24 protein-coding genes are annotated in these 25,384 nt (G+C 57.0%); 17 read left to right on the top strand and 7 right to left on the bottom strand.

What is annotated here, in order from left to right:
• Window positions 1-86 precede the first annotated feature (86 nt).
• Window positions 87-800 carry a YjjG family noncanonical pyrimidine nucleotidase gene (locus tag O0882_RS04890; protein ID WP_289945794.1) on the bottom strand — a complete coding sequence of 238 codons (714 nt, stop codon included), beginning with the start codon at window positions 798-800 and terminating at the stop codon, window positions 87-89.
• A 124-nt stretch (window positions 801-924) separates the two neighbouring features.
• Between O0882_RS04890 and O0882_RS04885 the strand changes: the two genes are divergently transcribed.
• The gene (locus tag O0882_RS04885; RefSeq protein ID WP_289945793.1) at window positions 925-1,650 is read left to right on the top strand and encodes a pyridoxine 5'-phosphate synthase; all 726 of its coding nucleotides are present in this window, start codon (window positions 925-927) and stop codon (window positions 1,648-1,650) included.
• A 120-nt stretch (window positions 1,651-1,770) separates the two neighbouring features.
• On the opposite strand, the gene O0882_RS04880 is transcribed toward O0882_RS04885, so the two are convergent.
• The 3 genes from O0882_RS04880 to O0882_RS04870 all read right to left on the bottom strand — a co-directional run bounded on the left by O0882_RS04880 (window position 1,771) and on the right by O0882_RS04870 (window position 3,149).
• The gene (locus O0882_RS04880; protein ID WP_289945792.1) at window positions 1,771-2,172 is read right to left on the bottom strand and encodes an STY0301 family protein; all 402 of its coding nucleotides are present in this window, start codon (window positions 2,170-2,172) and stop codon (window positions 1,771-1,773) included.
• A complete protein-coding gene (locus O0882_RS04875) occupies window positions 2,169-2,537 on the bottom strand; it encodes a BPSL0067 family protein (protein ID WP_289945790.1) in 369 nt (122 codons plus the stop codon). The genes O0882_RS04880 and O0882_RS04875 overlap by 4 nt, the downstream gene beginning before the upstream one ends.
• 120 nt (window positions 2,538-2,657) lie before the next feature.
• Window positions 2,658-3,149: a DUF4265 domain-containing protein gene (locus O0882_RS04870; protein ID WP_289945789.1), complete on the bottom strand. Its 492-nt coding sequence runs from the start codon at window positions 3,147-3,149 to the stop codon at window positions 2,658-2,660.
• 121 nt (window positions 3,150-3,270) lie between these two features.
• Between O0882_RS04870 and O0882_RS04865 the strand changes: the two genes are divergently transcribed.
• Window positions 3,271-3,702, top strand: coding sequence for a GFA family protein (locus tag O0882_RS04865; protein WP_289945787.1), 432 nt, complete (start codon window positions 3,271-3,273; stop codon window positions 3,700-3,702).
• Window positions 3,703-3,750: 48 nt separating this feature from the next.
• Here the strand turns inward: O0882_RS04865 and O0882_RS04860 are convergent, their stop codons facing one another.
• The gene (locus O0882_RS04860) at window positions 3,751-4,470 is read right to left on the bottom strand and encodes a Crp/Fnr family transcriptional regulator (RefSeq protein WP_035828139.1); all 720 of its coding nucleotides are present in this window, start codon (window positions 4,468-4,470) and stop codon (window positions 3,751-3,753) included.
• A 565-nt stretch (window positions 4,471-5,035) separates the two neighbouring features.
• Here O0882_RS04860 and O0882_RS04855 point away from each other — a divergent pair.
• Complete coding sequence (locus tag O0882_RS04855; RefSeq protein WP_289945786.1) at window positions 5,036-6,721, top strand: methyl-accepting chemotaxis protein; 1,686 nt, start codon at window positions 5,036-5,038, stop codon at window positions 6,719-6,721.
• An 8-nt stretch (window positions 6,722-6,729) separates the two neighbouring features.
• Here the strand turns inward: O0882_RS04855 and O0882_RS04850 are convergent, their stop codons facing one another.
• Window positions 6,730-6,948 carry an oxidoreductase-like domain-containing protein gene (locus O0882_RS04850; protein ID WP_289945784.1) on the bottom strand — a complete coding sequence of 73 codons (219 nt, stop codon included), beginning with the start codon at window positions 6,946-6,948 and terminating at the stop codon, window positions 6,730-6,732.
• Between the two features lie 364 nt (window positions 6,949-7,312).
• Here O0882_RS04850 and O0882_RS04845 point away from each other — a divergent pair, with 364 nt between their 5' ends.
• From O0882_RS04845 to pseG, 7 genes are all read left to right on the top strand, one after another.
• Window positions 7,313-8,866 carry a DEAD/DEAH box helicase gene (locus O0882_RS04845; protein WP_289945782.1) on the top strand — a complete coding sequence of 518 codons (1,554 nt, stop codon included), beginning with the start codon at window positions 7,313-7,315 and terminating at the stop codon, window positions 8,864-8,866.
• A gap of 1,225 nt (window positions 8,867-10,091) precedes the next feature.
• Window positions 10,092-11,102 (top strand): UDP-N-acetylglucosamine 4,6-dehydratase (inverting), encoded by a 1,011-nt coding sequence (pseB, locus tag O0882_RS04840; RefSeq protein ID WP_289945780.1) that lies wholly within the window; start codon window positions 10,092-10,094, stop codon window positions 11,100-11,102.
• 9 nt (window positions 11,103-11,111) lie between these two features.
• On the top strand, window positions 11,112-12,269 hold the full coding sequence (gene pseC / locus O0882_RS04835) for a UDP-4-amino-4,6-dideoxy-N-acetyl-beta-L-altrosamine transaminase (RefSeq protein WP_289946833.1): 1,158 nt from the start codon (window positions 11,112-11,114) through the stop codon (window positions 12,267-12,269).
• On the top strand, window positions 12,266-13,162 hold the full coding sequence (locus O0882_RS04830; RefSeq protein ID WP_289945779.1) for an aldo/keto reductase: 897 nt from the start codon (window positions 12,266-12,268) through the stop codon (window positions 13,160-13,162). The genes pseC and O0882_RS04830 overlap by 4 nt, the downstream gene beginning before the upstream one ends.
• A 2-nt stretch (window positions 13,163-13,164) precedes the next feature.
• Window positions 13,165-13,944 (top strand): glycosyltransferase family protein, encoded by a 780-nt coding sequence (locus tag O0882_RS04825; RefSeq protein WP_289945777.1) that lies wholly within the window; start codon window positions 13,165-13,167, stop codon window positions 13,942-13,944.
• Window position 13,945: 1 nt separating this feature from the next.
• The gene (locus O0882_RS04820) at window positions 13,946-15,235 is read left to right on the top strand and encodes an aminotransferase class III-fold pyridoxal phosphate-dependent enzyme (RefSeq protein WP_289945776.1); all 1,290 of its coding nucleotides are present in this window, start codon (window positions 13,946-13,948) and stop codon (window positions 15,233-15,235) included.
• Window positions 15,232-16,764 carry a UDP-2,4-diacetamido-2,4,6-trideoxy-beta-L-altropyranose hydrolase gene (pseG, locus tag O0882_RS04815; protein ID WP_289945774.1) on the top strand — a complete coding sequence of 511 codons (1,533 nt, stop codon included), beginning with the start codon at window positions 15,232-15,234 and terminating at the stop codon, window positions 16,762-16,764. Before O0882_RS04820 ends, pseG begins: the two co-directional genes overlap by 4 nt.
• Here the strand turns inward: pseG and O0882_RS04810 are convergent.
• Window positions 16,748-16,912 (bottom strand): hypothetical protein, encoded by a 165-nt coding sequence (locus O0882_RS04810; RefSeq protein WP_289946895.1) that lies wholly within the window; start codon window positions 16,910-16,912, stop codon window positions 16,748-16,750. The genes pseG and O0882_RS04810 overlap by 17 nt on opposite strands.
• On the opposite strand from O0882_RS04810, the gene pseI reads away from it, so the two are divergent.
• The 7 genes from pseI (at window position 16,838) to O0882_RS04775 (ending at window position 25,361) form a co-directional block, all read left to right on the top strand.
• Complete coding sequence (pseI, locus tag O0882_RS04805; RefSeq protein ID WP_289946832.1) at window positions 16,838-17,824, top strand: pseudaminic acid synthase; 987 nt, start codon at window positions 16,838-16,840, stop codon at window positions 17,822-17,824. The genes O0882_RS04810 and pseI overlap by 75 nt on opposite strands.
• A 116-nt stretch (window positions 17,825-17,940) precedes the next feature.
• A complete protein-coding gene (locus tag O0882_RS04800) occupies window positions 17,941-19,266 on the top strand; it encodes a UDP-glucose/GDP-mannose dehydrogenase family protein (protein ID WP_289945771.1) in 1,326 nt (441 codons plus the stop codon).
• A 76-nt stretch (window positions 19,267-19,342) separates the two neighbouring features.
• Complete coding sequence (locus O0882_RS04795) at window positions 19,343-20,281, top strand: UDP-glucuronic acid decarboxylase family protein (protein ID WP_287775145.1); 939 nt, start codon at window positions 19,343-19,345, stop codon at window positions 20,279-20,281.
• Window positions 20,282-20,412: 131 nt separating this feature from the next.
• The gene (locus O0882_RS04790) at window positions 20,413-21,672 is read left to right on the top strand and encodes a hypothetical protein (protein WP_289945766.1); all 1,260 of its coding nucleotides are present in this window, start codon (window positions 20,413-20,415) and stop codon (window positions 21,670-21,672) included.
• A gap of 78 nt (window positions 21,673-21,750) precedes the next feature.
• On the top strand, window positions 21,751-23,034 hold the full coding sequence (wzy, locus tag O0882_RS04785) for an O-antigen polysaccharide polymerase Wzy (RefSeq protein ID WP_289945764.1): 1,284 nt from the start codon (window positions 21,751-21,753) through the stop codon (window positions 23,032-23,034).
• 13 nt (window positions 23,035-23,047) lie between these two features.
• Window positions 23,048-24,616, top strand: a complete 1,569-nt coding sequence (locus O0882_RS04780) for a hypothetical protein (protein ID WP_289945762.1) — start codon at window positions 23,048-23,050, stop codon at window positions 24,614-24,616.
• Entirely contained in the window at window positions 24,606-25,361 is a 756-nt protein-coding gene (locus O0882_RS04775) for a glycosyltransferase family 2 protein (RefSeq protein ID WP_289945760.1), read from the top strand. Before O0882_RS04780 ends, O0882_RS04775 begins: the two co-directional genes overlap by 11 nt.
• The last annotated feature ends 23 nt before the right edge of the window (window positions 25,362-25,384 follow it).

Here is a 25,384-nt window from a genome sequence, read left to right as displayed (position 1 = left end):
CCGGGAGCGGAGTCCTGATGGTACGCGAACAGCGGCCTGTTTTCGTGCCGCTGCCAGCGTATTTCAGGTGGTGCGTTTGTGGAAGATCAAGCCTGTTTCAGCTTGACTTGCATCAGGTCCAGCACCGGCACGATCTCATGCAGGCTGGCCACTTCACAGGTGGGGATGGCGGTCGAGGTGTTGGCCATGCTGTCCGGGTTGAACCAGCAGCTGTCGATGCCGTAGCGGTTGGCGCCCAGGATGTCGGCGTCCAGGCGGTCGCCGATGATGATGCTTGTATCTTTGCGGAATGCGCGCGCCATGTTGGCGGCGTATTCGAAGAAGCGCACGTCCGGCTTGGCGTGGCCGCACGCTTCGGAGGTGGCGACGAAGGAAATGTAGTCGCTCAGGCCGGAGGCGGCGATACGGCGGTTCTGGATGGACTCGACGCCGTTGGTGATGATGCCCACTTCACCGATGCGTGACAGCGTTTCACACACTTGCCTGGCGCCATCGATGAGCACGACCGTGTCCGGCAGCGATTCCAGATACAAACGGCTGGCCAGTTCCGGGTCGATGGCGATGCTGTTCAGCGCAAACGTCTTGCGGAAGCGCTCCACCTTCAGGAAATCCTTGCTCACGGTGCCCATTTCGAAACGTTTCCACAGCTCGACGTTGATCGCCTGGTACTGGGTGAACAGCGCGTCGATGCTGTCGCGCAAGCCCAGTTCGTGCATGGTGTGCAGGAACGAGCGTTTTTCGGACGCCCGGAAATCGAGCAGGGTATCGTCCAGGTCAAACAGGAATAGCTGGTAGGTCATGGTATATATTGAAAGGAACTTGTCTTGCATCGTAGCACGTAGCGCTGAGTTCGGTTGGCGGTGCCCCGAGCGGGCGATCCGCTACAATCGCTGCCAGACTCGTCACTTTCACTCCATTCCTGCCATGACCCAGCTCTCCGTCAACGTCAATAAAATCGCCCTGCTGCGCAATTCGCGCGGCCGTAATTTCCCGGATCTGCTCGCGTTTTCCACGCGCTTTCTCGATCTGGGCGCCGCCGGCATCACCTTGCACCCGCGCCCGGATCAGCGCCATGCGCGCTACGACGATGTTGCGCCATTGCAGCGCCTGTGCGCGGAGCGGGGACGCGAGCTGAATGTGGAGGGCTATCCGGCGGCGGAATTTCTGCAGGTCGTGAAAGATGCGCGACCCGCACAATGCACGCTGGTGCCTGACATGCCGGGGCAATTGACGTCCGATCACGGCTGGGACATCGAACAGCATGCAGCGTTGTTGCGTCCCGCCATTGCGCAATTGAACGACCTGGGCATCCGCGTCAGCCTGTTTGTCGATGCCGATTACCCGGCGCTGGAATGGGCGCGCGAGGTGGGGGCAGCGCGCGTTGAACTGTACACGGAGCGGTTTGCGGAAAGCCATGGCAGCGAGCAAGGCGATGCCGTGTTTGAGACGTATCTGCAGGCGGCGCGGCGGGCACAGGCGTTGGGACTGGGCGTGAATGCCGGGCACGACCTCGATTTGCACAACCTGGCGCGTTTCCTGGACATTCCCGGCATCCTGGAAGTGTCGATCGGCCATGCGCTGGTGGTCGAATGTCTTGAGCTGGGCATGGACAAGGTGCTGGGCCGCTACCTTGAGATATGTCAATCGTAGGGCGGCCGCACATCGAACGCGCTTGCCGCTTGCTGACCTTGCTTACCAGTCATTTATGAATGGATTTTTGCATGTTTGACGCAACTGCGGGGAGTGGCTTGATGAGTGGTACTGAACGCACTATTTGCACTGAAACCTGACTATTTTCGTTCGCTGTGTAATGGCTGCGACGCACTGTTTGACGCTTGGCAAAGCCATGCGCAGGTAGCGCTCGGAGCCGGCATACAGGCAGTCCACCTGGAACAGATATTGGGGCGCATCAAAATTGATGTCCCAGCGTTGATACAAGGTGCCGGCGCGTGTCCATTCCCGGACTGGAGCCAGGATAGGCAAGGCTTCACCGTCCACTGGCGGCTGATCCGTCGGATAGGACAGCACGCGCACGCTGTCGAGCCTGGCGGCTGGCAGGTTCCAGCTTGATGGAGCTGCTTGCGGGCAAGAAACGGACGCATCGGGGGCTGCTGCAACTGGCCGCATCGCCGCGGCAGCGATGAGCAATGCCAGCAGTGCGAGCGGCTTCATTCCACCACCGAATAGAGTTCGGGGCGATTCGATGCCCCGGCCGCCGAACGGCCAAAGTAGATCACGCGGGCGCTAGGTTTATGGTTGCGCCACTGGTCGAAAATTTCAATGCCGCCAGGCACCTGGCGAATGAATAGCGCCGCATGGTTGCCCTGCCGCAGATTCTGATAGCGGCCGTTGACGAAGGTGGCAATCACCGTGCCTTTCGAAATGCCGCCTTTTTCCAGCAGGTCCGGCACTTTGTCTCCTTCGCGCCAAAGCGATGAGGCGCGGGCGCCAGCGAGATGTCTGACCAGGGTAACGCACTCGCCATTTCCCACCATTTCTTTTTGTTTTGCATAGTCGGCACGCGCAATGTAGGGCATATCGTTTCTCTCTGTGGTTGACGATAGAGAGAGCGTACGCAAGGCGCGGGCAAGCAGCTTGATGTGTGCCAGAGCGGAGCTTTGACATGTGTCATGGCCCTGCCTGGCGCACGGGCATGCTTACATATCCACCCACCAGTTGAGCAAGGTTTCATCATCGTCGTCGTCGAGGTTGACGTAGATGTTGGCGAAATACCATTCCACGCCCGTCGCCGTGCGGAAGGCGTCGAAGGGACCGTTGACGTTGTAGATGCCGTGGTGTCCCGGCACGCTGAAGGTGAGATTGCCCTTGTACTGGCCATCCATGGTGCCGCCCAGTTGCTCCTGCACGTCGCGCTCGAGTTGGTCGACTGCTTCTTGCGGCACGTCGTCAGCATAGATCTGGATGCAGAAGTTGCCGCCGCGCTTTAAGACTTCGGCGGGGGCCAGCGGGTCGACGATGCTGACGATGTCGCCGCGCGCCAGGTTCAGGGTCAGGCCGGGCGAGGCCAGCAGTTCGTAGACGTGTTCGTCGATCTGGCGCGCTGGCAGGGTTTCATACACGGGGCCGTCGGTGTTTTCGCCTGCCAGTACGCGGATGTGCGGCAAGCCTTCGCAATTGATGTCTTCCATTTATTCTTTCGTAATGCCGGCGCTCTCCGTTGCGGGTCGCGCCAGCGAGGGGTTTATGGCAATATTGTACCGGGACCGTGCCAGCTGGCGGGGTACGCAACGGTGCAAACGAGGAGACGCAATGGGGAAAGTGGTGCAGAAAGGCGGCTGTTTATGTGGCGCAGTGCGCTTCGAAGTAACAGGCGAGGGCAGCAATCCGCACAGCTGCTCGTGCCGCAATTGCCAGCAGCACACGGGCGCGCCGACGGTGGCCTGGGTGGAGTTTGCGCGCGATCAAGTACGCTGGACGGGTACGGCCGGCACACCGGCCACTTACCGTTCTTCCGAGTATTCCAGCCGGGCCTTTTGCGCCGCTTGCGGCAGTTCCATCGGCGCCATCGACGATGCGCCGACGGTAGCCTTGCTGGTGGGCAGTTTTGATGATCCTGGCCAGGCCGCGTTTGCGCCCGAATACCACTCGTTTGAAGATCGCAAGCCGCACTGGTGGTTGGTCGCCACTGCCGCTGCTGATGAGGGGCATCTGGTTTGCAGCAGAGTTAACGCCCCGGAATGAAAAAAGCACGCCGAAGCGTGCTCGCGCTGATTAATTAGCGCTGATTACTTAGTTGTGTGCGCTGATGCCGCTGCGGAATTGTTCGAAACCGGCGCGCGCCGCCTTGTAGCAATTGCCGGCGGCCGCTTCCAGGCCTTCGCGGTCGAGCACTTCGACGGTGCCGCGACGGTACTGGATCAAGCCTTCGTCCTGCAGCTTGCGGGCCGTGACGGTGACGCTTTCGCGGCGCACGCCCAGCATGTTGGCCATGGTGTCTTGCGTGACCTTCAGCTCGTTCGACAGCGAACGGTCGAGGCGGTCCAGCAGCCAGCGGCACAGTTTTTGTTCGATGCTGCAATGACGGCCGCCCACCACATTCTGTGCCATTTGCGCAAACATGGCGCTGGTGTAGCGCATCAGTAATTGCGCCAGGGCGCCGCCCTCATTGAACACTTCACGCAGGAAGGCCGTTTTCAGGCGGTAACCGTAGCCGGCCGTCTGCACGATGGCGGTGCAGGTGGCGCGCTCGGCTTCGTACAGCACCACGCCAGCGACACCTTCGCGGCCGATGACGGCGATCTCGGTGGTGGCGCCGTCTTCCATCACATACAACAGGGAAACGATGGCGTTAGTGGGGAAATACGTGTATTCAATCTTGCCGCCGCAATCGAACAGGTGCTTGCCGGCAGGCAAAGCGACCAGTTCCAACTGGCAAAAAAGGCGCTCCAGATCGGCGCGCGACAAGGCGCGCAGCAATTCGTTCTGTTGCGCGCCCGTGATGCTGATCATGGGCGTTGTTGGCGCGGCTTGCCAGTTGTGCTGGGCGGCGGCGTGGCTATTCGTTGCTGGGGTCAGGTTGCTATAAGCTTTGTACATGGTAGGGCCTCGTCTTCTGATTTTGTTGGATGGCGCTGCTTTTCTGGCTTGCTAGCGTTGTGCTGAATCTTGTATCCACTATAGGACCAGGGGGTGCGGGTGGGCATCGGATGAGCCGACGTGCTTATGTAGGCTAGGAACATTGCCTCGTGTCATCCGACTCCTACGCCTGCTTCTGCATTTCCCCTGTGGAAACAACGGTGCCTGGGCAAAATGCGACACGCTGTCCGCTACACGCGAACTTTGGCTGCACGCAGCGGTCAAATCATTCTGCGTGGTAGTACAACGGTGATAAAATGTTGCCTTGTGGAAATTGATGCGCGTTTCGATAGGAGCTGCTGCGCTTGCTCTTCAACCCTGGTCACTTCCGCTTCATCCTGCGATGCCTTCCATGATCGCCCCACTGCCCGCGCCGCGCATGTGCCGGTGCGCGCGCCTGTCTTGTCTCGTTTACCCGTTTAATGAAGGAACGCAACGCATGAAATGGTTTTTTGATCTGAAAATTGCCACCAAGCTGATCTTGTCGTTTGGCGCCGTGCTGTTGTTGACGGCGGCGCTGGGCGTGTCGGCGATCTTTTCCATGGCGCGCATCAATACCGCGTCGACCGACCTGTCCGAGAATTGGATGCCCAGCGTGCTGGCGGCGATGTCCATGCGCAGCGATGTCAGCGATTTCCGCCGCTGGGAACTGGCGCACATGCTGGCTGTGCAGGATGCCGACATGGCGCAGAACGAAACGCGCATGACGGAAACGCAGACCAAGCTGAAGGCCGATGGGGACAACTACCGCCGCCTGATCTCCGAACCGGGCGAGCAAGAAGTCTTCGAGCGCTTCCTGGCGCTCAACGATGAATTCATGCGCCTGCACGCAACCGTGCTGAGCCTGTCGCGCGAGATGAAAAAGGAAGAGGCGCGCGCGCTGGCCGTGGGGCCGTCGGCCAAGGTCATGGCGGACATGATGGTGCTCCTCGATAAACTGGTGTCGATTAATACGGACGGTGGCGTGCGTTCGAGTGCCAGCGCCGATGCAACGTATGCGGCCTCGCGCGCCAGCCTGATCGGCTTGCTGGTGGGCATCGTCGTCATCGGCATGCTGCTGGCGCTGTGGGTGGCGCGCAGTGTGGCGCGTCCGCTGATCGCGGCCGTTGGCGTGGCGCGCCAGGTGGCGGCCGGCGACTTGACGGCGCATATCGTTGTGCAATCGCAAGATGAAACAGGGCAATTGATGCAGGCCTTGAAAGACATGAATGCCAGCCTGCAGAACCTGGTGGGCCAGGTGCGCACTGGCACCGATACCATCGCCACGGCGTCGAGCCAGATTGCCGCCGGCAACCAGGATTTGTCGTCGCGCACGGAAGAGCAGGCCAGTTCGCTGGAAGAAACGGCTTCCTCGATGGAAGAGCTGACCTCGACCGTCAAACAGAATGCGGACAATGCGCGCCAGGCCAACACCATGGCGCTGACCTCGTCGAGCATCGCCATCGAGGGCGGCAAGGTCGTCAGCGAAGTGGTGGGCACGATGGCGTCGATCAATGCCTCGTCGCGCAAGATCGTCGACATCATCGCCGTCATCGACGGCATTGCTTTCCAGACCAATATCCTGGCCTTGAATGCCGCTGTCGAGGCAGCGCGCGCAGGCGAGCAGGGACGCGGCTTTGCCGTTGTGGCCACGGAAGTGCGCAACCTGGCGCAACGCTCGGCCGCGGCGGCCAAGGATATCAAGGTCCTGATCGGCGATTCGGTCGAGAAAGTCGAGGCGGGATCGAAACTGGTGGATCAGGCGGGCCGCACGATGGATGACATCGTTGCCAGCATCACCCGCGTGACGGACATCATGAGCGAGATCACCGCCGCCAGCAGCGAGCAGAGCGCCGGTATCGAGCAGGTCAACCAGGCCATCGCCCAGATGGACCAGGTGACGCAGCAAAATGCGGCCCTGGTGGAAGAGGCGGCCGCGGCGGCTGAATCGATGCAGGAGCAGGCCGCCAGCCTGAGCGAAGTGGTCAGCATCTTCAAGCTCGATGTGGCCAGCGCCGCCGTGAGCCGGCCGCGCGCGCCAGTCACCGTCAAGGCGCCTGCAGCCGTGACGCCGGCCGCGGCACCGCGTCAACTGGCCAGCACGGCGCGTCGCACGGCGCCAGTGGATGAGTGGGAAAGCTTTTAATTAAGAAATTAGGCGCGCTTGCGCGGTGTTTTGATGCCTTGGGTGGCAGGTGCGGCAGCGGCTTGCTGGCGTTGTTGCCATGCCCTCAGGGCCTCTTCGTAGGCGGCCAGGTCTTCCTGGTACATTTCCAGCACGCAAAAGGTGCAACCGCTGTGGCAACACTCGTCATTGCCCGGCTTGCTGGGCGCTTGTGGTTGCGGATCGTGGGGTAAAGGCGGGGTGGGCATGGTGAGGGCAGGGCGACGGCGGAGCTGGCATCGGAGCTGGCATCATACGGCATTCCAGCGTGCCATTGCTGGAACGCTTTTTGCTCAAAAATCACGGTTTCCGTGTACAGTTGCGGTGAATTAGGGTATCGTTTACAGCACTGATATTGTATCTTCTGCGCGCGATGTTCCGCCGGCGCGATCTCCGCCGCCATCGCAGCACATCTCTTCGACGCTCCCGCATACGCCATACAGCATGTCCCGGAGCACGGAGGTGCCGCAAGAACGATGATCCATGGCTTGCAAGACGGAGCTGCCTGTGCCCCGAAATGTTGTTTATTGAGAAAGCATGGCTTCCGCAGTGCGGAGGCACACCAGAAAATTTATGTCTGAAACCGAATCGACTCCTACGCCCAGCCCGGCGATTGCCCCTGAAGCGGCGCCCGCCGCTGCACCTGCACCTGCACCTGCACCTGCAGCATCCGCTGCCCCCACCCTGACTTTTGCCGATTTTGGCCTCGCGCCTGAAATCCAGCGCGCACTGACCGATCAGGGATACACCCGTCCGACACCGATCCAGGAGCAAGCCATTCCCGTAGTGCTGCAAGGGCGCGATGTGATGGGCGCCGCGCAAACGGGCACCGGCAAGACGGCCGGTTTTTCCTTGCCGATCATCCAGTTGCTGATGGCGCATGCCAGCAGCAGCATGTCGCCGGCGCGCCACCCGGTGCGCGCGCTGATCCTGACGCCGACCCGCGAACTAGCGGTGCAGGTGGCGGAAAACGTCAAGGCCTACGCCAAGCACACGCCGCTGCGTTCGACGGTCGTTTTCGGCGGCATGGACATGAAACCGCAAACGGTCATCTTGCGCGGCGGCGTGGAAATTGTCATCGCCACGCCGGGCCGCTTGCTCGACCATATCGAGCAAAAGAACATCAGCCTGAGCCAGGTGCAGATGCTGGTCATGGATGAAGCCGACCGCATGCTGGACATGGGCTTCTTGCCGGACTTGCAGCGCATCATCAACTTGCTGCCGAAGCAGCGCCAGAACCTGATGTTCTCGGCTACGTTCTCGCCAGAAATCAAGAAGCTGGCCGCGACCTTCCTCAACGATCCGCTGACGATCGAAGTGGCGCGCAGCAACCAGACGGCCGACAAGGTCACGCAAGTGGTCTACAAGGTAACGGAAGACCAGAAGCATGCCCTGGTAGCCCATCTGCTGCGCCAGCGCGACCTGAAGCAGGTCATCGTATTCTCGAACACCAAGATCGGCGCCTCGCGCCTGGCCCGCGTGCTGGAGCAGGAAGGCATGAGCGCCACGGCGATTCATGGCGACAAGAGCCAGCAAGAGCGCATGGCGGCGCTGGAAGCGTTCAAGAAGGGCGAGATCGACGTGCTGGTGGCGACCGACGTGGCGGCGCGTGGCCTGGATATATCCGACTTGCCTTGCGTCATCAATTTCGACTTGCCGTACAACGCGGAAGATTATGTGCACCGCATCGGCCGTACGGGCCGCGCCGGCGCCTCGGGCGACGCCATTTCGATCTATTCGGATAAAGACGAGCGCCTGCTGACGGACATCGAAAAACTCATCAAGCAAAGCATCAAGCGCGGCGAATTGACGGGCTTCAATCCAGCTCCTGCCCGCAGCAGCGACAGCGAGCGCCGTCCGCCGCGCCGGACCGAAGGTAGCGAGGCGCGTCCCGCGCGTGCTCCCGAGAGCCGCCATGCTGGCGACAGCAGCCGCGACAGCCGCTCCGCCGAGCGCGGTGCGCGTCCCGCCTTTGGTCCCGGCGCCCGCCGCGAAAAGGCCGATCCCTGGTTCCTGAAGCCGTATGAGCCAGCCAAGGCAGCGGCTCCCGCTGCCGCCAGCATGGCGCCTGCCGCGGCCAAGCCGAAGCAGAAGGTGGCAGCGTTGCTGGGTGGGTTGTTGAAGTAGTAATTTTTATCGGTATGTATACTGGGTGGCATAGGCGCTGGAGCATTATCTCCAGCGCTTTTTTTTCGGCATGTTGTTGCGTTAGGGCGCGCCTCTCCAATAGCCGTGTGTGCGCAGTGATGGCTGGATGCCGCTCGGGAATGGTCGCGGCGTGGCTGCCGCATGTGGCGTGACTGTCTGGCGCTGTTTGCCGAAACTTATTGAATGTATAATTTTTCGCGCGGAGCCCGTAGGCTGTCGCCAAGGATTTGACGGCGTGGTTGTGCTCTTTGATCGATATGGGCGCATTGGCGCCACGGCTCGCTGTCATGCTCGCGGGAGGCTGGCGTTGTTAAGTATGGACTTGCTTTAAAGCATGTGCGTTTAAAGCATGTGCGGCAGAATCTGGCATGCAGGTCAAATATTATAAGCGGCGGCACTGGCTACGTTGGTGCGTAATTGTGACAAGGTGTAAAACCGCACAAGATGGTTAGAAAATAGGCGGCGGTACATATATCATGCAGGCTTGGAAGGTCGCATCTGGAAATGTCGGAACGGTGTTTGTTGCTGGGCGGAGTTGCCGGAAGGGCCTAGCTTGTTGCTGCGGGAGCGCTCTTGCCATGTGGGAGGAAGCGCCAGGCAGGCCGTTGATTGCGTCATCAGTCATTGAGTCATTGCTTGCTTAATTGAAAATATTTTCCGCATGTGGCGCTGCATATTTATGCAGGCAATTTGCTTTCTGTTTGTCGTTTTTGCGAAGAAATGGAACTGTGGCTGCATGGCGGGATGTGGTTTTTTTGGGCGAGAATTTCGTATTTTTAGCAAGACAATAATGTTAAAATGGTGCGACTGTATTTTTAAAAAGCAATTAGAAATATCTTGCGTCTACATCATTCAGCGCATTCTGATCTCCTTGAATTCATGTCATCTTTAATATGGGATGATTCATAGATTAGTCGGTTGTCAAAGTGCAAAGTGGCTGACTGTGTTGCTCGGGCTCTGGATTACTTTGAGCTTGTTACGGTTCCCGTTTTGAAGCACGTCAATTTGTTGCTCTGACCAGGCTAGGGTAAATGTATGTTCGGCTGAGTCTCGGGCGATATCTACCCTCTCCTTCCCTTGGTTGGTGCAATGTGCTATCGAGTCGCCCTGACGGATATGGTGCCGATTTGTTAACGATATCGGCATCTGCTGAGCATGTTGCGGTTATTTAATTCGTTATTCTCATTTAATTAATAATATAAAAATGTTATCAGATAAGTCTATTCTTATTACCGGCGGAACGGGTTCGTTCGGCAAGGCCTTTGTCAAAACTGTGCTGGAGCGTTATCCGACCATCAAGCGCCTCGTGGTATTTTCGCGCGATGAACTGAAACAGTTTGAAATGGCGCATGAGTTTTCGGACGAAAAATATGCCGGTATTCGTTATTTCATCGGAGATATCCGCGACGAAGCCCGTCTGCGCCGCGCGCTGGAAGGTATTGATATCGTGATTCACGCTGCTGCGCTGAAACAAGTGCCAGCTGCGGAGTATAACCCGTTCGAATGCATCAAAACCAACGTATTGGGTGCGCAAAACCTGATCGAGGCTTGCCTGGATACCAAAGTGCAGCGTGTCGTTGCGTTGTCTACCGACAAGGCTGCCGCGCCGATCAATCTGTACGGCGCTACCAAGCTGTGCTCGGATAAGCTGTTCGTTGCTGCAAATAATATCGTTGGCCATCGCGATCTGCGTTTCAGCGTTGTTCGTTACGGTAATGTGATGGGCAGCCGCGGGTCGGTGATTCCGTTCTTCCTCGAGCGTCGCGCGACGGGTGTCCTGCCGATCACCGATACCGCGATGACTCGCTTCAATATCAGTCTGCAAGAGGGCGTGGACATGGTCCTGTGGTCGCTCGAGAACGCCTGGGGCGGCGAAGTGCTGGTGCCGAAGATTCCTTCCTACCGTATCACCGATGTGGCTGAAGCCATTGGTCCCGAATGCAGCTTCCCGGTGGTCGGCGTGCGTCCAGGCGAAAAGATTCATGAGGAAATGATCACTTCCAGCGATAGTTTCAATACCGTTGACATGGGCAAGTATTACGCCATCCTGCCGATGAGCGCCAAATATTCGACGCAAGAGTATTGCGACAAGATGGGCGCCACATTGGTGCCGCCGGGTTTCTGTTATGACAGCGGCAGCAATACCGATTTCCTGAGCAAAGAACAATTGCGCGAGTTGATCCAGGCTCACGTTGACCCTACTCATACCGCGTAAAACATGACGATGATTCCTTATGGCCGACAGGATATTTCCGAGGCCGATATTCAGGCTGTCGTCGATGTCTTGCGCTCCGACTTTCTGACGCAGGGGCCGGCGGTGCCGGCGTTTGAGCAAGCGCTGGCTGCATATTGCGGTGTAGCCCACGCGATAGCGGTCAATAGCGCGACGAGTGCCTTGCATATCGCATGCCTGGCACTGGGCGTCGGCCCCGGGGATCTGGTCTGGACCAGTCCCAATACCTTCGTTGCCAGTGCCAATTGCGCCTTGTATTGTGGCGCCGATGTCGACTTTGTCGATATCGATGCGCGCACCTATAATCTGAGCGTGGAGGCGTTGGCGCGCAAGCTGGCGCAGGCGAAGCTGGCAGGGCGTCTGCCGAAGGTGGTCATCCCCGTGCATTTGACGGGGCAGCCTTGCGATATGCTCGCCATCCATGCATTGGGGCAGGAATATGGCTTCAAGATTATCGAAGATGCGTCGCATGCCATCGGCGGCAAGTATCGTGGCGAACCCATAGGCAATTGCCGCTACAGCGACATTACCGTCTTCAGCTTTCACCCTGTGAAGATTATTACCAGTGCCGAAGGCGGCATGGCTACCACGCAAGATGCACAGTTGGCGACCAGCCTGCAGCAACTGCGCAGCCATGGCATTACGCGCGACCCTGAGCTGATGACACATGCGCCTGATGGCGCCTGGTATTACCAGCAGGTCACGCTCGGCTTTAACTATCGCATGACCGACATGCAGGCGGCGCTTGGCCTGAGCCAGATGGCGCGGCTCGATGACTTCGTGGCGCATCGCCATGTCATGGCGCGCCGCTATGATGCCTTGCTGGCAGATTTTCCTGTCATCACGCCCTGGCAGCATCCTGACGGCTATTCGGGCTTGCACCTGTATGTGATCCGCCTGCAGACCGAGCGCTTGACGCAGACGCACCGCGACGTCTTCGACGCCCTGCGCGCACAATCGATCGGCGTCAATCTGCACTATATTCCCGTGCATATCCAGCCTTACTATGAGGCAAAAGGCTTCAAGCCTGGCGATTTCCCGGAAGCGGAACATTATTATTCGCAAGCCATCAGCCTGCCCATGTATGCCACCTTCACGGAAGAGCAGCAAGACCGCGTTATCGAGGCCTTGCGGAAAGCGCTGAAATGAAAATAGGCTTGGGCGCAGTTCAGTTCGGGCTCGATTACGGTATCGCCAATACGGCAGGCAAGGTAAGCGAAGCGGAAGTGGCGGCGATTCTCGCCGCTGCGGCCCAGCTGCAATTGACATTGATCGATACGGCGGCACTGTATGGCGACAGCGAGGCGGTGCTAGGCCGCGCGATGGCGCCTGCCGCGCCTTTCAAGATCGTGACCAAGACGCCGCAGTTTGCCGCTTCGGCAGTGGGTGAGGTGGAGGCGCAGCAACTGGAAGACAGCCTGCACGCCTCGCTGCGGAAGCTGCAGCGCCCCAGCGTGTATGGCTTGCTGATCCACCGCGTCGACGATTTGTTGTTGCCCGGGGGCGAAGTGCTGATGGCCCGCATGGCGCTGTTGAAGCAGCGGGGCCTGGTCAGCAAGATTGGCGTGTCCGTGTATACCGGGCAGCAGATTGATGCCGTACTGGCGCGCTTCCCGATCGACCTGATTCAGCTGCCGATCAACGTGCTGGACCAGCGTCTGTTGCATAGCGGCCATTTGCGCAAATTGAAACAGGCTGGTGTCGAAATACATGCCCGCTCCGCTTTTCTGCAAGGCTTGCTGCTGATGGCACCGCATGAATTGCCGGCCCATTTTGACGGTGTGCGCGAGCATCTGGCCGCCTATCACCGCTTTATTGCAGGACTAGGTTTGACGCCGCTGCAAGCCGCGCTGGGCTTTGTGACCGGGTTGGAGGAGATCGACCAGGTGGTATGTGGCGTCAATTCCAGTGTGCAACTACAAGAAATATGCGCGGCGGCCGGACACACGACCGCAGGCGCCGCGCGCGCCGGCTATGACGCGTTTGCGATCTGCGACGAAGCGATCGTCAATCCGGCCTTGTGGCAGCAGACAAAGGGATAATCATGATATTGGCAATATTGCAAGCCCGTGTTTCATCGTCGCGGCTGCCAGGCAAGGTGCTCAAGCCTTTGCTGGGCGAGCCGATGCTGCTGCGCCAGATCGAGCGTTTGCGCGACGTGCGCCAGATCGACCAATTGCTGGTGGCAACGAGCCGTGAAGCGTCGGATGATGCGATTGAAGCATTGTGCGTGGCCAACGGCATCGCTTGCTTCAGGGGTGATCTGAACGACGTGCTGGAGCGTTTTCACCAGGCGGCGCAAACGTTTGCGCCCGAGCATATCGTACGACTGACGGCCGATTGTCCGCTGACCGACCCGACGTTGATCGACGAGGTCATCGCGTTTTATCTGGCTGGCGGCTACGACTACGTCAGCAATAGCGTCGAGGCCACCTATCCGGATGGCCTCGATGTGGAAATTTTCCGTGCCTCTTGCCTGGATGAGGCGTGGCGCGAAGCGCGTCTGCCGTCGCAGCGCGAGCATGTCACGCCGTTCATTCACCAGCAAACCGGGCGCTATAAGGTGGGCGTGTACCGTCACACCACGGATTTGTCGCATTTGCGCTGGACGGTGGATGAGCCGAAGGATTTCGAGCTGGTCTCCATGATTTATGACGCGCTGTATCGGAAAAACACGCGGTTTTCAATGCAGGATGTCCTGTCCCTGCTGGAGCAGCGCCCCGAATTAGTAAATTGGAACACCATGCATGGACGTAACGAGGGATATCAGAAATCGCTCGACGCCGATGCCGTACCGACTACCCCCCCCACCATAGAGAACTAATATGTCTACACGCTATCAACGCTCTGAAGAGTTATTGGAACGCGCCCTTAAAACGATCCCGCTCGGCTCGCAGACTTTCAGCAAGAGCAAAACCCAGTTTCCATTGGGTGTTTCGCCGTATTTTATTCAACGCGGCAAGGGTAGCCATGTATGGGATGTGGATGGCAATGAATACATCGACTTCATCAGCAGCCTGGCGTCGATCACGCTCGGCTACAACGACGAGGACGTGACCAATGCGGTCAAGGCGCAATTGGACGAGGGCGTCATTTTCAGCCTGCCGCACCAGATTGAAATGCAGGTCGCGGAAAAAATCTGCGAAATCGTGCCTTGCGCCGAGATGGTGCGTTTTGGCAAGAATGGTTCCGATGCCACCTCCGGCGCCATCCGCCTGGCGCGCGCCTACACCAACCGCGAACATGTGGCCGTGTGCGGCTACCACGGCTGGCAGGACTGGTACATCGGTTCGACCGCGCGCAACCGCGGCGTTCCCGTTGCCACGCGCGAACTGACGCATACCTTTGCGTACAACGACCTGGCATCGCTGGAAAAGCTGTTTGCCGACTTCCCCGAGCAGATCTCGGCCGTGATCCTCGAGCCGATGAATGTGTACGCACCAAAGGAAGGTTTCCTCGAGGGCGTCAAGGAGCTGGCCCACAAGCACGGTGCGCTGCTGATCTTTGATGAAACCATCACAGGTTTCCGCTACGCCAATGGCGGCGCGCAAGAGCTGTTTGGCGTCACGCCCGACCTCGCGACGTTCGGCAAGGGTCTGGCGAATGGCTATCCGGTATCGGCCGTGGCCGGCCGCGCCGATGTCATGAAGCTGATGGAGGAAATTTTCTTCTCGTTCACCTTCGGTGGCGAAACGCTGTCGCTGGCAGCGGCGTTGGCAACGATGGAAAAATTGCAGCGCGAACCTGTCGTGGCGACGATCCAGAAGCAGGGCCAGAAAATTCTCGATCGCCTGAACGCCATCATCGAGGCGAATGCGGCGCAACACATCATGAGCGTTGCCGGCCATCCGAGCTGGAGTTTCGTGCTGATCAAGGATGCTGCTCCGTACACGCAATGGCATATCAAGACCTTGTTCATGCAAGAAATGTTGGCGCGCGGAATTCTGACTTTCGGTACCCATAACGTCAATTACAGCCATAGCGACAGCGATCTCGAGAAGCTGTTCGCGGCGTATGAAGAAGTGGTGCCGATGCTGGTTGCCGCCGTCAAGGATGGGACGTTGGAAGGTTTGCTGCGCTGCAAACCCTTGGAACCCTTGTTCAAGGTGCGATGAGCAGCTCCGTTGTCATTCGCGTCGATGCTTCCGTACAGATGGGGAGCGGTCACGTCATGCGCTGTGCGACCCTGGCGGAAGAACTCCGGTCGCGTGGCGCAACAGTCACCTTTATTTGCCGAACATTACCCGGTAACTATATCAACTGGCTGCTGTCGCATAAGTTCGAGGTGATTGCCTTGCCCGCGCCGGTGGATGGCATGGCGGTCGCGGCCAGTGAGCTTGCGCATTTTTCCTGGCTGGGTGTGTCCCTGGAGCAAGAAATTGCGGACGTGCGCGAGGTGTTGTCACACAGGCCGGTACATGACTGCCTGATCGTCGACCATTACGCGCTGGATGAGCAGTGGGAAGGTGCGGCGAGGTCATTCGCGAACACGATTATGGTCGTCGACGATCTTGCTGATCGCCGGCATGACTGCGATATTTTGCTGGACCAGAATTTTTATCTGGGCATGCAGCAGCGCTACGATCATTTGTTGCCGTTGTCGTGCAAGAAACTCCTGGGCCCGGCCTATGCCTTGCTGCGCCAGGAGTTCGTGGTGCAGCAAGCCCGAGTCACGCCGCGCGATGCCGCTGTGCAGCGCGTCCTGGTGTTCTTCGGCGGCATAGATGCCGACAACTACACGGCGCCTGCCATTGCCGCTCTGGCACGTGCCGCCAGGCCGGAGGTGCAGGTCGATGTCGTGATTGGTGCGCAACACCCGGCGCGTGCGGCGATCGAAGCCAGCTGTATGCAACATGGCTATGAATGCCACGTGCAAACCTCGCGCATGGCCGAATTGATGGCGCAAGCCGATTTGGCGATGGGGGCAGGTGGTACCGCCACTTGGGAGCGTTGCTGCCTTGGTCTGCCGGCATTGACTGTTTGCGTCGCGGAAAATCAGCGGCAACTGGTCGATGACGCGGCACGTGCCGGCTTCATTTATGCTCCGCGAATCGAGCTTGGCGATACCTTGGAAGAGACCTTCTTGCGCCATTATCTGGCATTGCTGGATAATCCGGGTTTGCGTAATTTCCTCTCGCGCCGCAGTCTCGAGATTGTCGATGGCCGCGGTGCTGCGCGCGTGGCCCGTCTGATGGGGAGCAATGCCATCACATTGCGCCTTGCCACTGCTGGGGATTCGGCGGCCGTGATGGCCTGGCGTAACGATGATGCAATCCGTGCTGTGTCGCGCAATACGGCGCCGATCACGGCGGAGAATCATCAACGCTGGTTTGATGCTGTGTTAAACGATGCGCAGCGTATTTTGCTGATTGGTTATCACGCCGACGGCTATGCTGCAGGCGTGGTGCGGTTTGATGTACATGACGATGGCGCCGAAGTATCGATTTACCTGGTTCCCGGTATGCAGCGACGGGGTTTGGGTGCGGAATTGCTGGCAAGTGCCGAGCAATGGCTGCGTACGGCGCGTTCCGATATCAAGATAATACGGGCCGAAGTGCTGGGCGATAACCAGCCTTCGCACCGCCTGTTCCTGGCTGCATCGTATGTCAGGGATTCCACATGCTATTTTAAGAAGGTGAACTAAAAATATGACTGATTCGATAAAAATCGGCAATCGCCTGATCGGCAAAAACCATCCCCCATTCGTGATCGCGGAAATGTCCGGGAATCACAATCAATCGCTGGAACGCGCGCTGGAAATTGTTGAGGCTGCGGCCAGAACAGGTGCGCATGCCCTGAAAATTCAGACGTATACGCCAGATACCATGACTTTGGATCTGAATGAGCGGGAATTTCACATCAGTGATCCGAATAGCCTCTGGGCCGGCACGTCGCTCTACAAGCTGTACGGTGAAGCGTACACGCCCTGGGAATGGCACGCGCCTATCTTCAAGCGCGCGCGTGAACTTGGCATGATTCCGTTCAGCACACCGTTTGACGACACGGCAGTCGACTTCCTGGAAACGCTGGACATGGACTGCTACAAGATTGCCTCGTTTGAAAATACCGACTTGCCGCTGATACGCCGCGTGGCAGCCACTGGCAAGCCTGTGATTATTTCCACCGGCATGGCAACCGTTGCCGAGCTCGACGAAACTGTACGCGCGGCGCGCGAGGCCGGTTGCCGCGATTTGATCCTGCTCAAATGCACCAGCACTTATCCTGCCACCGCCGCGAATACGAATATTCTGACGATTCCTCACTTGCGTGAATTATTCGGCTGCGAAGTCGGCCTGTCCGATCACACCATGGGTGTGGGCGTGTCGGTGGCCAGCGTGGCGCTGGGCGCCAGCGTGGTGGAAAAACACTTCACCTTGAGTCGTGCCGATGGCGGCGTCGATAGCACCTTCTCGATGGAACCGGCTGAAATGGCGCAGTTGGTGGTGGAAACCGAGCGTGCCTGGCAAGCGCTGGGACATGTTGCTTACGGTCCCACCGCGGCCGAGATGAAATCGCTGCAATTCCGTCGTTCGCTATATGTTTCGCAAGATATCAAGGCCGGCGAGATGTTGACGCGGGAAAATCTGCGTGCCATCCGTCCTGGCCTGGGACTGCCCACCAAATTCATGGACGTTTTCCTGGGCAAGTGCGTGACCAGCGATGTGCCGCGCGGTACAGCTTTGTCCTGGGACCTGATCGGTTAGGCGTCGCGCTCCCCATGCTCGAATGGCCCTGATGCCTGCCTCTGTTAGCGGGCGTGAATCAGGCGAGATAGCCATTATCCATCAATAAAGTATCAGATTTTTAAAAGAGTAATATTATGAATGTGACTGTCATAGGCACGGGTTATGTTGGCTTGGTCAGCGGTACCTGTTTTGCGGAAGTCGGCAACAATGTGCTGTGCCTGGACCTGGATGCGGAAAAGATCCGTATCCTGAATGAAGGTGGCATTCCTATTTTTGAGCCGCATCTGCTGGAAATGGTACAGCGCAACATCGCCGCCGGCCGTCTGCAGTTCACCACCGATGTCAAGAAGGCTGTTGATCATGCTGCGCTGCAATTTATTGCTGTCGGTACGCCTCCAGATGAAGATGGCTCGGCCGATCTGAAGTATGTGCTTGCGGCAGCGCGCAGCATTGGTCAGCACATGCAGGGCTACAAGGTGATTGTCGATAAATCGACTGTGCCGGTAGGCACGGCCAGCAAGGTGGCTGCTGTGGTTGCAGAAGAATTGGCATTGCGTTCTGTCGATATCGCTTGCAGTGTCGTGTCCAATCCGGAATTCTTGAAGGAAGGCGCTGCCATCGACGATTTCATGCGTCCTGACCGCATCGTCGTCGGCGCCGATGATGAGCAGGCTATCCATTTGATGCGTGAGTTGTATGCGCCGTTCCAGCGCAATCACGAGCGCCTGATCATCATGGATGTGAAGTCGGCTGAACTGACCAAGTATGCAGCGAACGCGATGCTGGCCACGCGTATTTCCTTTATGAACGAACTGGCTGACTTGTCCGAGCGTCTCGGTGCCGATATCGAGTCGGTGCGCTTGGGCATGGGGTCCGATCCCCGCATCGGTTATCACTTCCTGTATCCCGGCTGCGGCTACGGCGGTTCCTGTTTCCCCAAAGATGTGAAGGCGCTCATCGGCACCGCCAAGGAGCACCAGCAGGATTTGCAGATATTGAATGCTGTGGAGTCAGTCAACAACGCCCAAAAGCATGTGCTGACCAAAAAGATCAAGGCTCGTTTTGGCGCCTCCCTGAAGGGCATGCATTTCGCCATATGGGGCCTGGCCTTCAAGCCGAATACGGATGACATGCGTGAGGCGCCAAGCCGGGAGCTGATCGCCGATTTGCTGGCGGCCGGTGCCGTGGTGAGCGCCTACGATCCGGTGTCCCTGCATGAAGCCAAGCGGATTTATGCCGGGCAAGACGGCATCACCTTTGCGGAATCGCATTTGGGTGCCCTGGATGATGCCGATGCCTTGGTGATCGTGACTGAATGGAAAGAATTCCGTAGCCCTGATTTTGCTGTAATTAAAGACAAATTGAGGACACCGGTGATTTTCGACGGTCGTAATATTTACGACCCGGCGATGGTGCTGGCGCATGGTTTTGAGTATTTCCCGATTGGCCGCCGGGCATAGCCGCAGCGCCACAGATTGAGATGGGCGCTTGACCGCCAAACCTGCCGAATAGGCAAACTTTTAAAAGCATATTGCGATGAAAAAAATTCTAGTAAGCGGCGGTGCCGGTTTCCTTGGTTCACATTTGTGCGAGGAATTGATCCGGACTGGTAATGATGTGTTGTGTGTCGATAATTTCTTTACAGGCAGCAAGCGTAACATCGCGCATTTGATGACCAATCCGTATTTCGAAGTAATGCGCCACGACGTCACCTTCCCTCTGTATGTGGAAGTTGAGCAAATTTACAATCTGGCATGCCCGGCCTCGCCTGTGCATTATCAGTTCGATCCCGTGCAAACGACGAAGACCAGCGTGCATGGCGCCATTAATATGCTGGGACTGGCAAAGCGCCTGCAAGCGCGCATCCTGCAAGCATCGACGTCGGAAGTGTATGGCGACCCGGAAGTGCATCCGCAACCGGAAGAGTACTGGGGCCGGGTGAATCCGGTGGGTATCCGTAGTTGCTACGATGAAGGCAAGCGCTGCGCTGAAACCTTGTTCTTCGATTACTGGCGTCAGCACGCTTTGCTGATCAAAGTGGTGCGCATCTTCAATACCTATGGCCCGCGCATGCATCCGAACGATGGCCGCGTCGTCAGCAATTTTATTGTGCAGGCAATTCGAGGCGAAGACATCACCATCTATGGCGAAGGCCAGCAGACTCGCAGCTTCTGCTATGTCGATGATTTGATCAATGTAATGGTTCGCATGATGAATTCGCCCGATGATTTCACTGGTCCTGTGAATATCGGCAATCCTTGTGAATACACGATGCTGGAATTGGCCGAAATGGTCCTGAAGCTGACGGGTTCGACCAGCAAGCTGGTCTTCAAGCCCTTGCCGTCGGACGATCCGAAACAGCGTCAGCCAAACATTGCGCTGGCCAAGGAAAAACTGGGTTGGGAGCCGAAGGTCAACCTGGAAGATGGCTTGACGCGCACCATCGAGTATTTCAAGAAGGAATTGCATCTGTAGTACCTATTGGCCCTACATGCTGATCGCGGTGATGACTGGCCGATTGTGCGCATGTCCTGGCAAGATGTGCCACGTCGGCTTAAACAAATGTCGGAAGTGAAATTTTGAAAACTTTTAGGGGCGTTCAGTCCTTGGCTGCGCGCCTGATTGCACATCTGAAGTACACACCGATACTCGGTCTGGCCGCATTGATCGGTTTTGTTCGAATCGGTATTTATGCCAGATTGCTTAGCGTTGACGAGTTTGGCTTGCTGTCGAAGTTGTTGCTAATCTCAGGATTTTTTTGTGTTGCCGGCAGCTGTGGTTTTCAGATATTGGCACAGCGCGACTTGCCGGCCATGTTTGCCCGTCAACGCTACCGACGCGGTCTGGTCATTTTGGGCAAGGCCTGCATGATTACGTCGGTGGTGGCGCTGCTGCTGTGCGTAACGCCGATGTTTGGTTATGTGCCGCTCAATGTGGCGGCGTTGGCATTGTTGATCGCCGTCATTCATGGCTGGGCACAACAGAGTTTCATGCTCATCGTACTCGATAGTCGCAGCCGGCTGGAGATGGTGCCTTACTCCTTGCAGATATTGCTGAGAACGGTGTTGTGCTGTGTTGTGGCCAGTGGCGTCGCCATGCTGGGCGGTGGTGCCCTGGACATCTTGCTGGCCGAGCTGCTAGTCACCGTCGTGCTGAGCGTTACCTTGTTGAAAAAGATGCTGCAAGGCATAGGTTTTTCCTGGGCCGTATTTGCTCGATTGTGCAAGACGGGCTTTACAAAGAAGGAGTGGCATGTTGCGGCAATTCTGTTGCTGGGCACGACGTTATCCTTTTTGAGTACCAGTGTTGACCGGTGGCTGGCGGCTGATGTCCTCAGCGCCAAGCAATTCGGCTTGTACTCCTTTGCATGGATACCGTTGGTGGCGGCACTGTCGATGCAGGCGCTCTTGAATGCGGGCTTGTTTCCGCTGATTGCACAACGGCGCGTCGCTGGTTCGGATCAGAAAGCGCTGCGCGTGACAGCGCTGGTATCGGTTGGTCTGCTGCTCGCTGCACTGGTACTTGTACTGCTCGCCAATAAATTGATAGCCTGGGCTATCCCCATCTGGTATGGGCAGTATCAGGATGCCTTGCCGTTGTTTCTCCCCTTGTTGGCGGCGGCGGCGTTTCGGGTATCGGATTTCTGGTCCAGCTTTTTGATCATTACACATCGCCATGTGAGTTTGCTGGTGACGCAGCTTATCTTGATTATGGTGGCTTTCGTCTATTGCCGTTTTGCTTTGGATGGGACTGCATGGATGCAGAATCCGTACAATTTTACGCTGTTGGCGCTGTTTTTAGCCGCAGGAAACTACTTCGCCAACGCGTCGCTGGCGTTTGTCGTCGGGCGCAGGGCGGCTTCCTGATTCTGGCCTGAAAGAAAAACCTGGCCGGCAATACCGACAGTCCGTTCCTTGCTGTCCTATTTTTATTGAAACAAACTTATGTCTTATAGTCTGCGTGCATTTGTTGGGATTTGGCTGTTGTATTTCTTTCTGGTCGCAGTCGCCCCTGCCTACTCGCTGACCTCGGAAATGCACCAGGCGGTGATGCTCGATATTCTGTTCGTTGTGTTGACCTTGCTCGTGGCCGTGTTGACGCACCATTTCCTGGAAAAGAATATTCGTAATGATCACACGCAACGATATGCAATTCCGACAGGTATCTCCCGCAGCATTTTGAAAGTAAGCATCTTGCTCGCCTTGCTGGGATTGTTGGCCCTCATGTTTGACAAGATTCAGATTCAGCATATCGATTACAGCGGAGAGTTGGCACGAGCCAGGGAAGAGTGGCGTGAATTAGGCGAAGGGCGCGAGGGTGTATCGTCAATGTACAGCGTCATGGGCTATGCCTTTTCGACCTGCTTTGTGGTGACGCTGGTGCCTATCATGCTCAAGCCTGCCTCTCTCAGCCATGCCAGGATAGGCATCACTCTGTGCAGTCTGTTCCTGTTCGTGATGCTCAATTCTATTCTTACCGGCGGTAGAACCATCATCTTGTTGGCTCTGACATTTGCGTTTGCTTTTTATGCCATGCGCCTGGAGCGTGGCGGTAAGGCGTACACGCTGTCACCGAGAACCAAGACAGGATTAATGGTGCTGGGAGCACTGATGACGATGTATATTTTTTACGTGTTCATGTCGCGTGCCAGTGCTACGCACGATGGTGTTTCGGCTTCGGAATATATGGAAGGAATGCAGGAATACATGGGACTGGGTACGCTCGCATGGCCAGCAAAACTGGAAAGTGCATTTCCCATATTGGGTTCCATTGTTGCATTTGGCATGTTGATTATCACCTATCTGTGCCACAGTATTTTCATTTTTGCCGAATATTTGCAGCATCAGGCGGAATATAACGGCGACCCCTTGATTCTGTTTAATCACTTGCGCACCTTGCTCTCGAAGGTGGGAATACTGGGACCACAAAGTACTGACTGGTTCCTGGCGGGACGCTTTCCCTCGTTGCCTGGGGCGTTGTTCCATGATGGTGGTTATTTCTTGTTGTGCGCAGGAACATTGTTGCTGGGGGGCTTGACAGGCTGCGCCAATTTCTTCGCACGGGCGAAAGAAATGTCCTTGTTACGAATTGGATTTATTTCTTCGGTATATACCGTGCTGTTCCTGTCACCGTTGCTGTTCGCCCCTGATCTGATGAGTTTTCCCTTCATCGCGTTCGAATTTGTCATGTTTGGCATATTGTTTTCAAAATTCAGAATTACAAAATAAAGTAGGTGTAAAAATGCGTTTAGGTTTAGTTTCCCTGTATTCGTTTCGGCCGCATGTCGAACATTTGTATTATGTGTCGGCACTGCTGAAGGAGGCCGGCCATGAATTGTTCTTCCTGACGTGCGACGGCGCGCTTGACAATTGTTATGGGCGGGCCTTGAAGGGAACCTCCAAGTTGGCGGAGTGTCCTACTTGCATGGCAGGCGGCATCCGTTCGTTCCCGGTTTCGCACATCACCTCGGTGCGCGCCAAGCATCGCGTCGACTTGTCCGAAGACGAGCGTAATTTATTGGCTTCATCGAGCGCATGTACTTTGCTGCGTACCGAAACGGAGGCTGATACGCATTTGCCGGACTATCTGGCGCTAAGAGAAACATTCTACAAGCCCGTCGAAACGATGTTTGGCAATGCCGCGCAATGGATCAAAAACAATCAGTTGGAAGGCGTGATTTGTTTTAACGGCAGGATGGATGGCACGCGTGCCATCACTTATGCGTGCGAGCAACTGGCCATTCCTTACCTGACGATGGAGCGGCCATGGTTTAGTGATGGGTTGCAATTCATCCCACAAGCTAATTGTCTGTCCTTGAAAGACGTCGACCGTCTGAATACTCAGTACCGTGACGTGCCGTTGACCGCGCGCCAGGCTGGCGTGGCGGCCCAGTTAATCGCCTCGCGCTTTGTGCGCACGAATCTGAAAGAATGGCGTGCCTACAACCTGAATGCCACCCAGGCCGATTGGCCGACCGATGCCGTTGCCGGTCCCAAAGTGTTGATACTGCCAAGCAGCCGTAATGAGTTTCAGGGACATCCTGAACAGGAAAGCGGTTGGGATAGCTACGTGGAAGGCTTTGAACTGGTGCTGGCATCGCTGGGTATTCCAGCGGCGAATGTGGTGTTGCGTTGCCATCCCAACTGGAGTGAAAAAATTGGCATCGCCGATGGCACCAGTTCCGAACGTTATTATGCGGACTGGGCAAAAGGCCAGGGCATACGCTGCATCGGTGCACGTGAAACAGCCAGTACCTTTGACTTGATACAGCAATGTGACATCTTGCTGGTCAATGGCAGCAGCGCCGCGTTTGAGGCGGGTGCCTGTGGCAAGAAGATTATCTGCCTGGGCCATTCCACGTATCAGGAGGCTGGTATCGCCGTGCATCTGGACAAGCGTAGCGAATTGCACAAGCTGCAGGCATTGGAACAGCATGAACCACTGGATGTGATTCGCCGTACCTTGCGCTACGGCTATACGATGGCGCGCCGCTTTGCCCAATTCACGGATTATGTCGAAGCGCTGACGCCTACGCGCTACCGTTATTTTGCGGGTGCCGACGCCGACAGGATCGTGCGTGCGTTGTGTTCCGGCAGGCTCGAAGCCGATGATCCGGAAGTCGCCGCCGACGACCGTAGCGAAATGGAAGTGGTTGCCAAGATGCTGGACAAGAAATGGGATCAGCTGGCTGTATTCGATGAGGCAAGGCCTGTACGCCCGGAAATTGACATCGGCCGTCGCGTTGGCTTGCGCTGGCTGGACCGCGCGCGTGAAAAGTTACCTACAGGGGATTTGTGGCATGGAAAATAATAAACTGGTATCGATCATCACACCGGCCTATAACGCGGCCAGGTTTGTGGAGGCGACGATACGTTCGGCGCAAAGCCAGTCTTACCCGCACTGGGAAATGTTGATCGTCGATGATTGTTCGAAAGATGATACGTGCGCTGTCATCGAGCGCCTGGCTGCGGATGATGCGCGGATTCGTCTGATTCGCCATGAAAAAAACGGTGGCGCGGCGGTGGCGCGCGAAACGGCATTGAAGGCTGCCAGCGGCCGCTATATTGCGTTTCTCGATAGCGACGATGTATGGCTGCCGGAAAAGCTCACGCGCCAGCTGGCTTTCATGGAAAGCACGGCGGCCCCCTTGTCCTACACCAGTTTCCGGCGTATTTCCGAGAATGGGGAGAGCTGTGGCGAACCGATTGCCATTCCCTTGAGCCTCACTTACCGGCAGTTGCTGGGCAATACGGCAATTGCCACCTCCACGGCCATCATCGATCGCGAGAAGACAGGGCCATTGACCATCACGCGTACCTATTACGATGATTTTGCCCTGTGGTTGACCGTGCTCAAGCGCGGGCTGGTTGCGCATGGCTTGCGCGAAGATTTGATGCGTTACCGGGTGGTGAATCAATCTCTCTCTCGCAACAAGAGCAAATCGGCCATGAAAGTGTGGCGCGCCTATCGCGATCTGGAAAAATTGGGAGTCCTGGCTTCGTCGTGGTATTTCGTGAACTATGCCTGGAACGCGTCCAGAAAGTATCGCAATTGATAGACAGCCATTCACCCATGGCA

Source organism: Janthinobacterium sp. SUN073 (assembly GCF_030397665.1).
Classification (GTDB): Bacteria; Pseudomonadota; Gammaproteobacteria; order Burkholderiales; family Burkholderiaceae_D; genus Janthinobacterium.
This window is presented reverse-complemented; position numbering and strand designations above follow the sequence as displayed.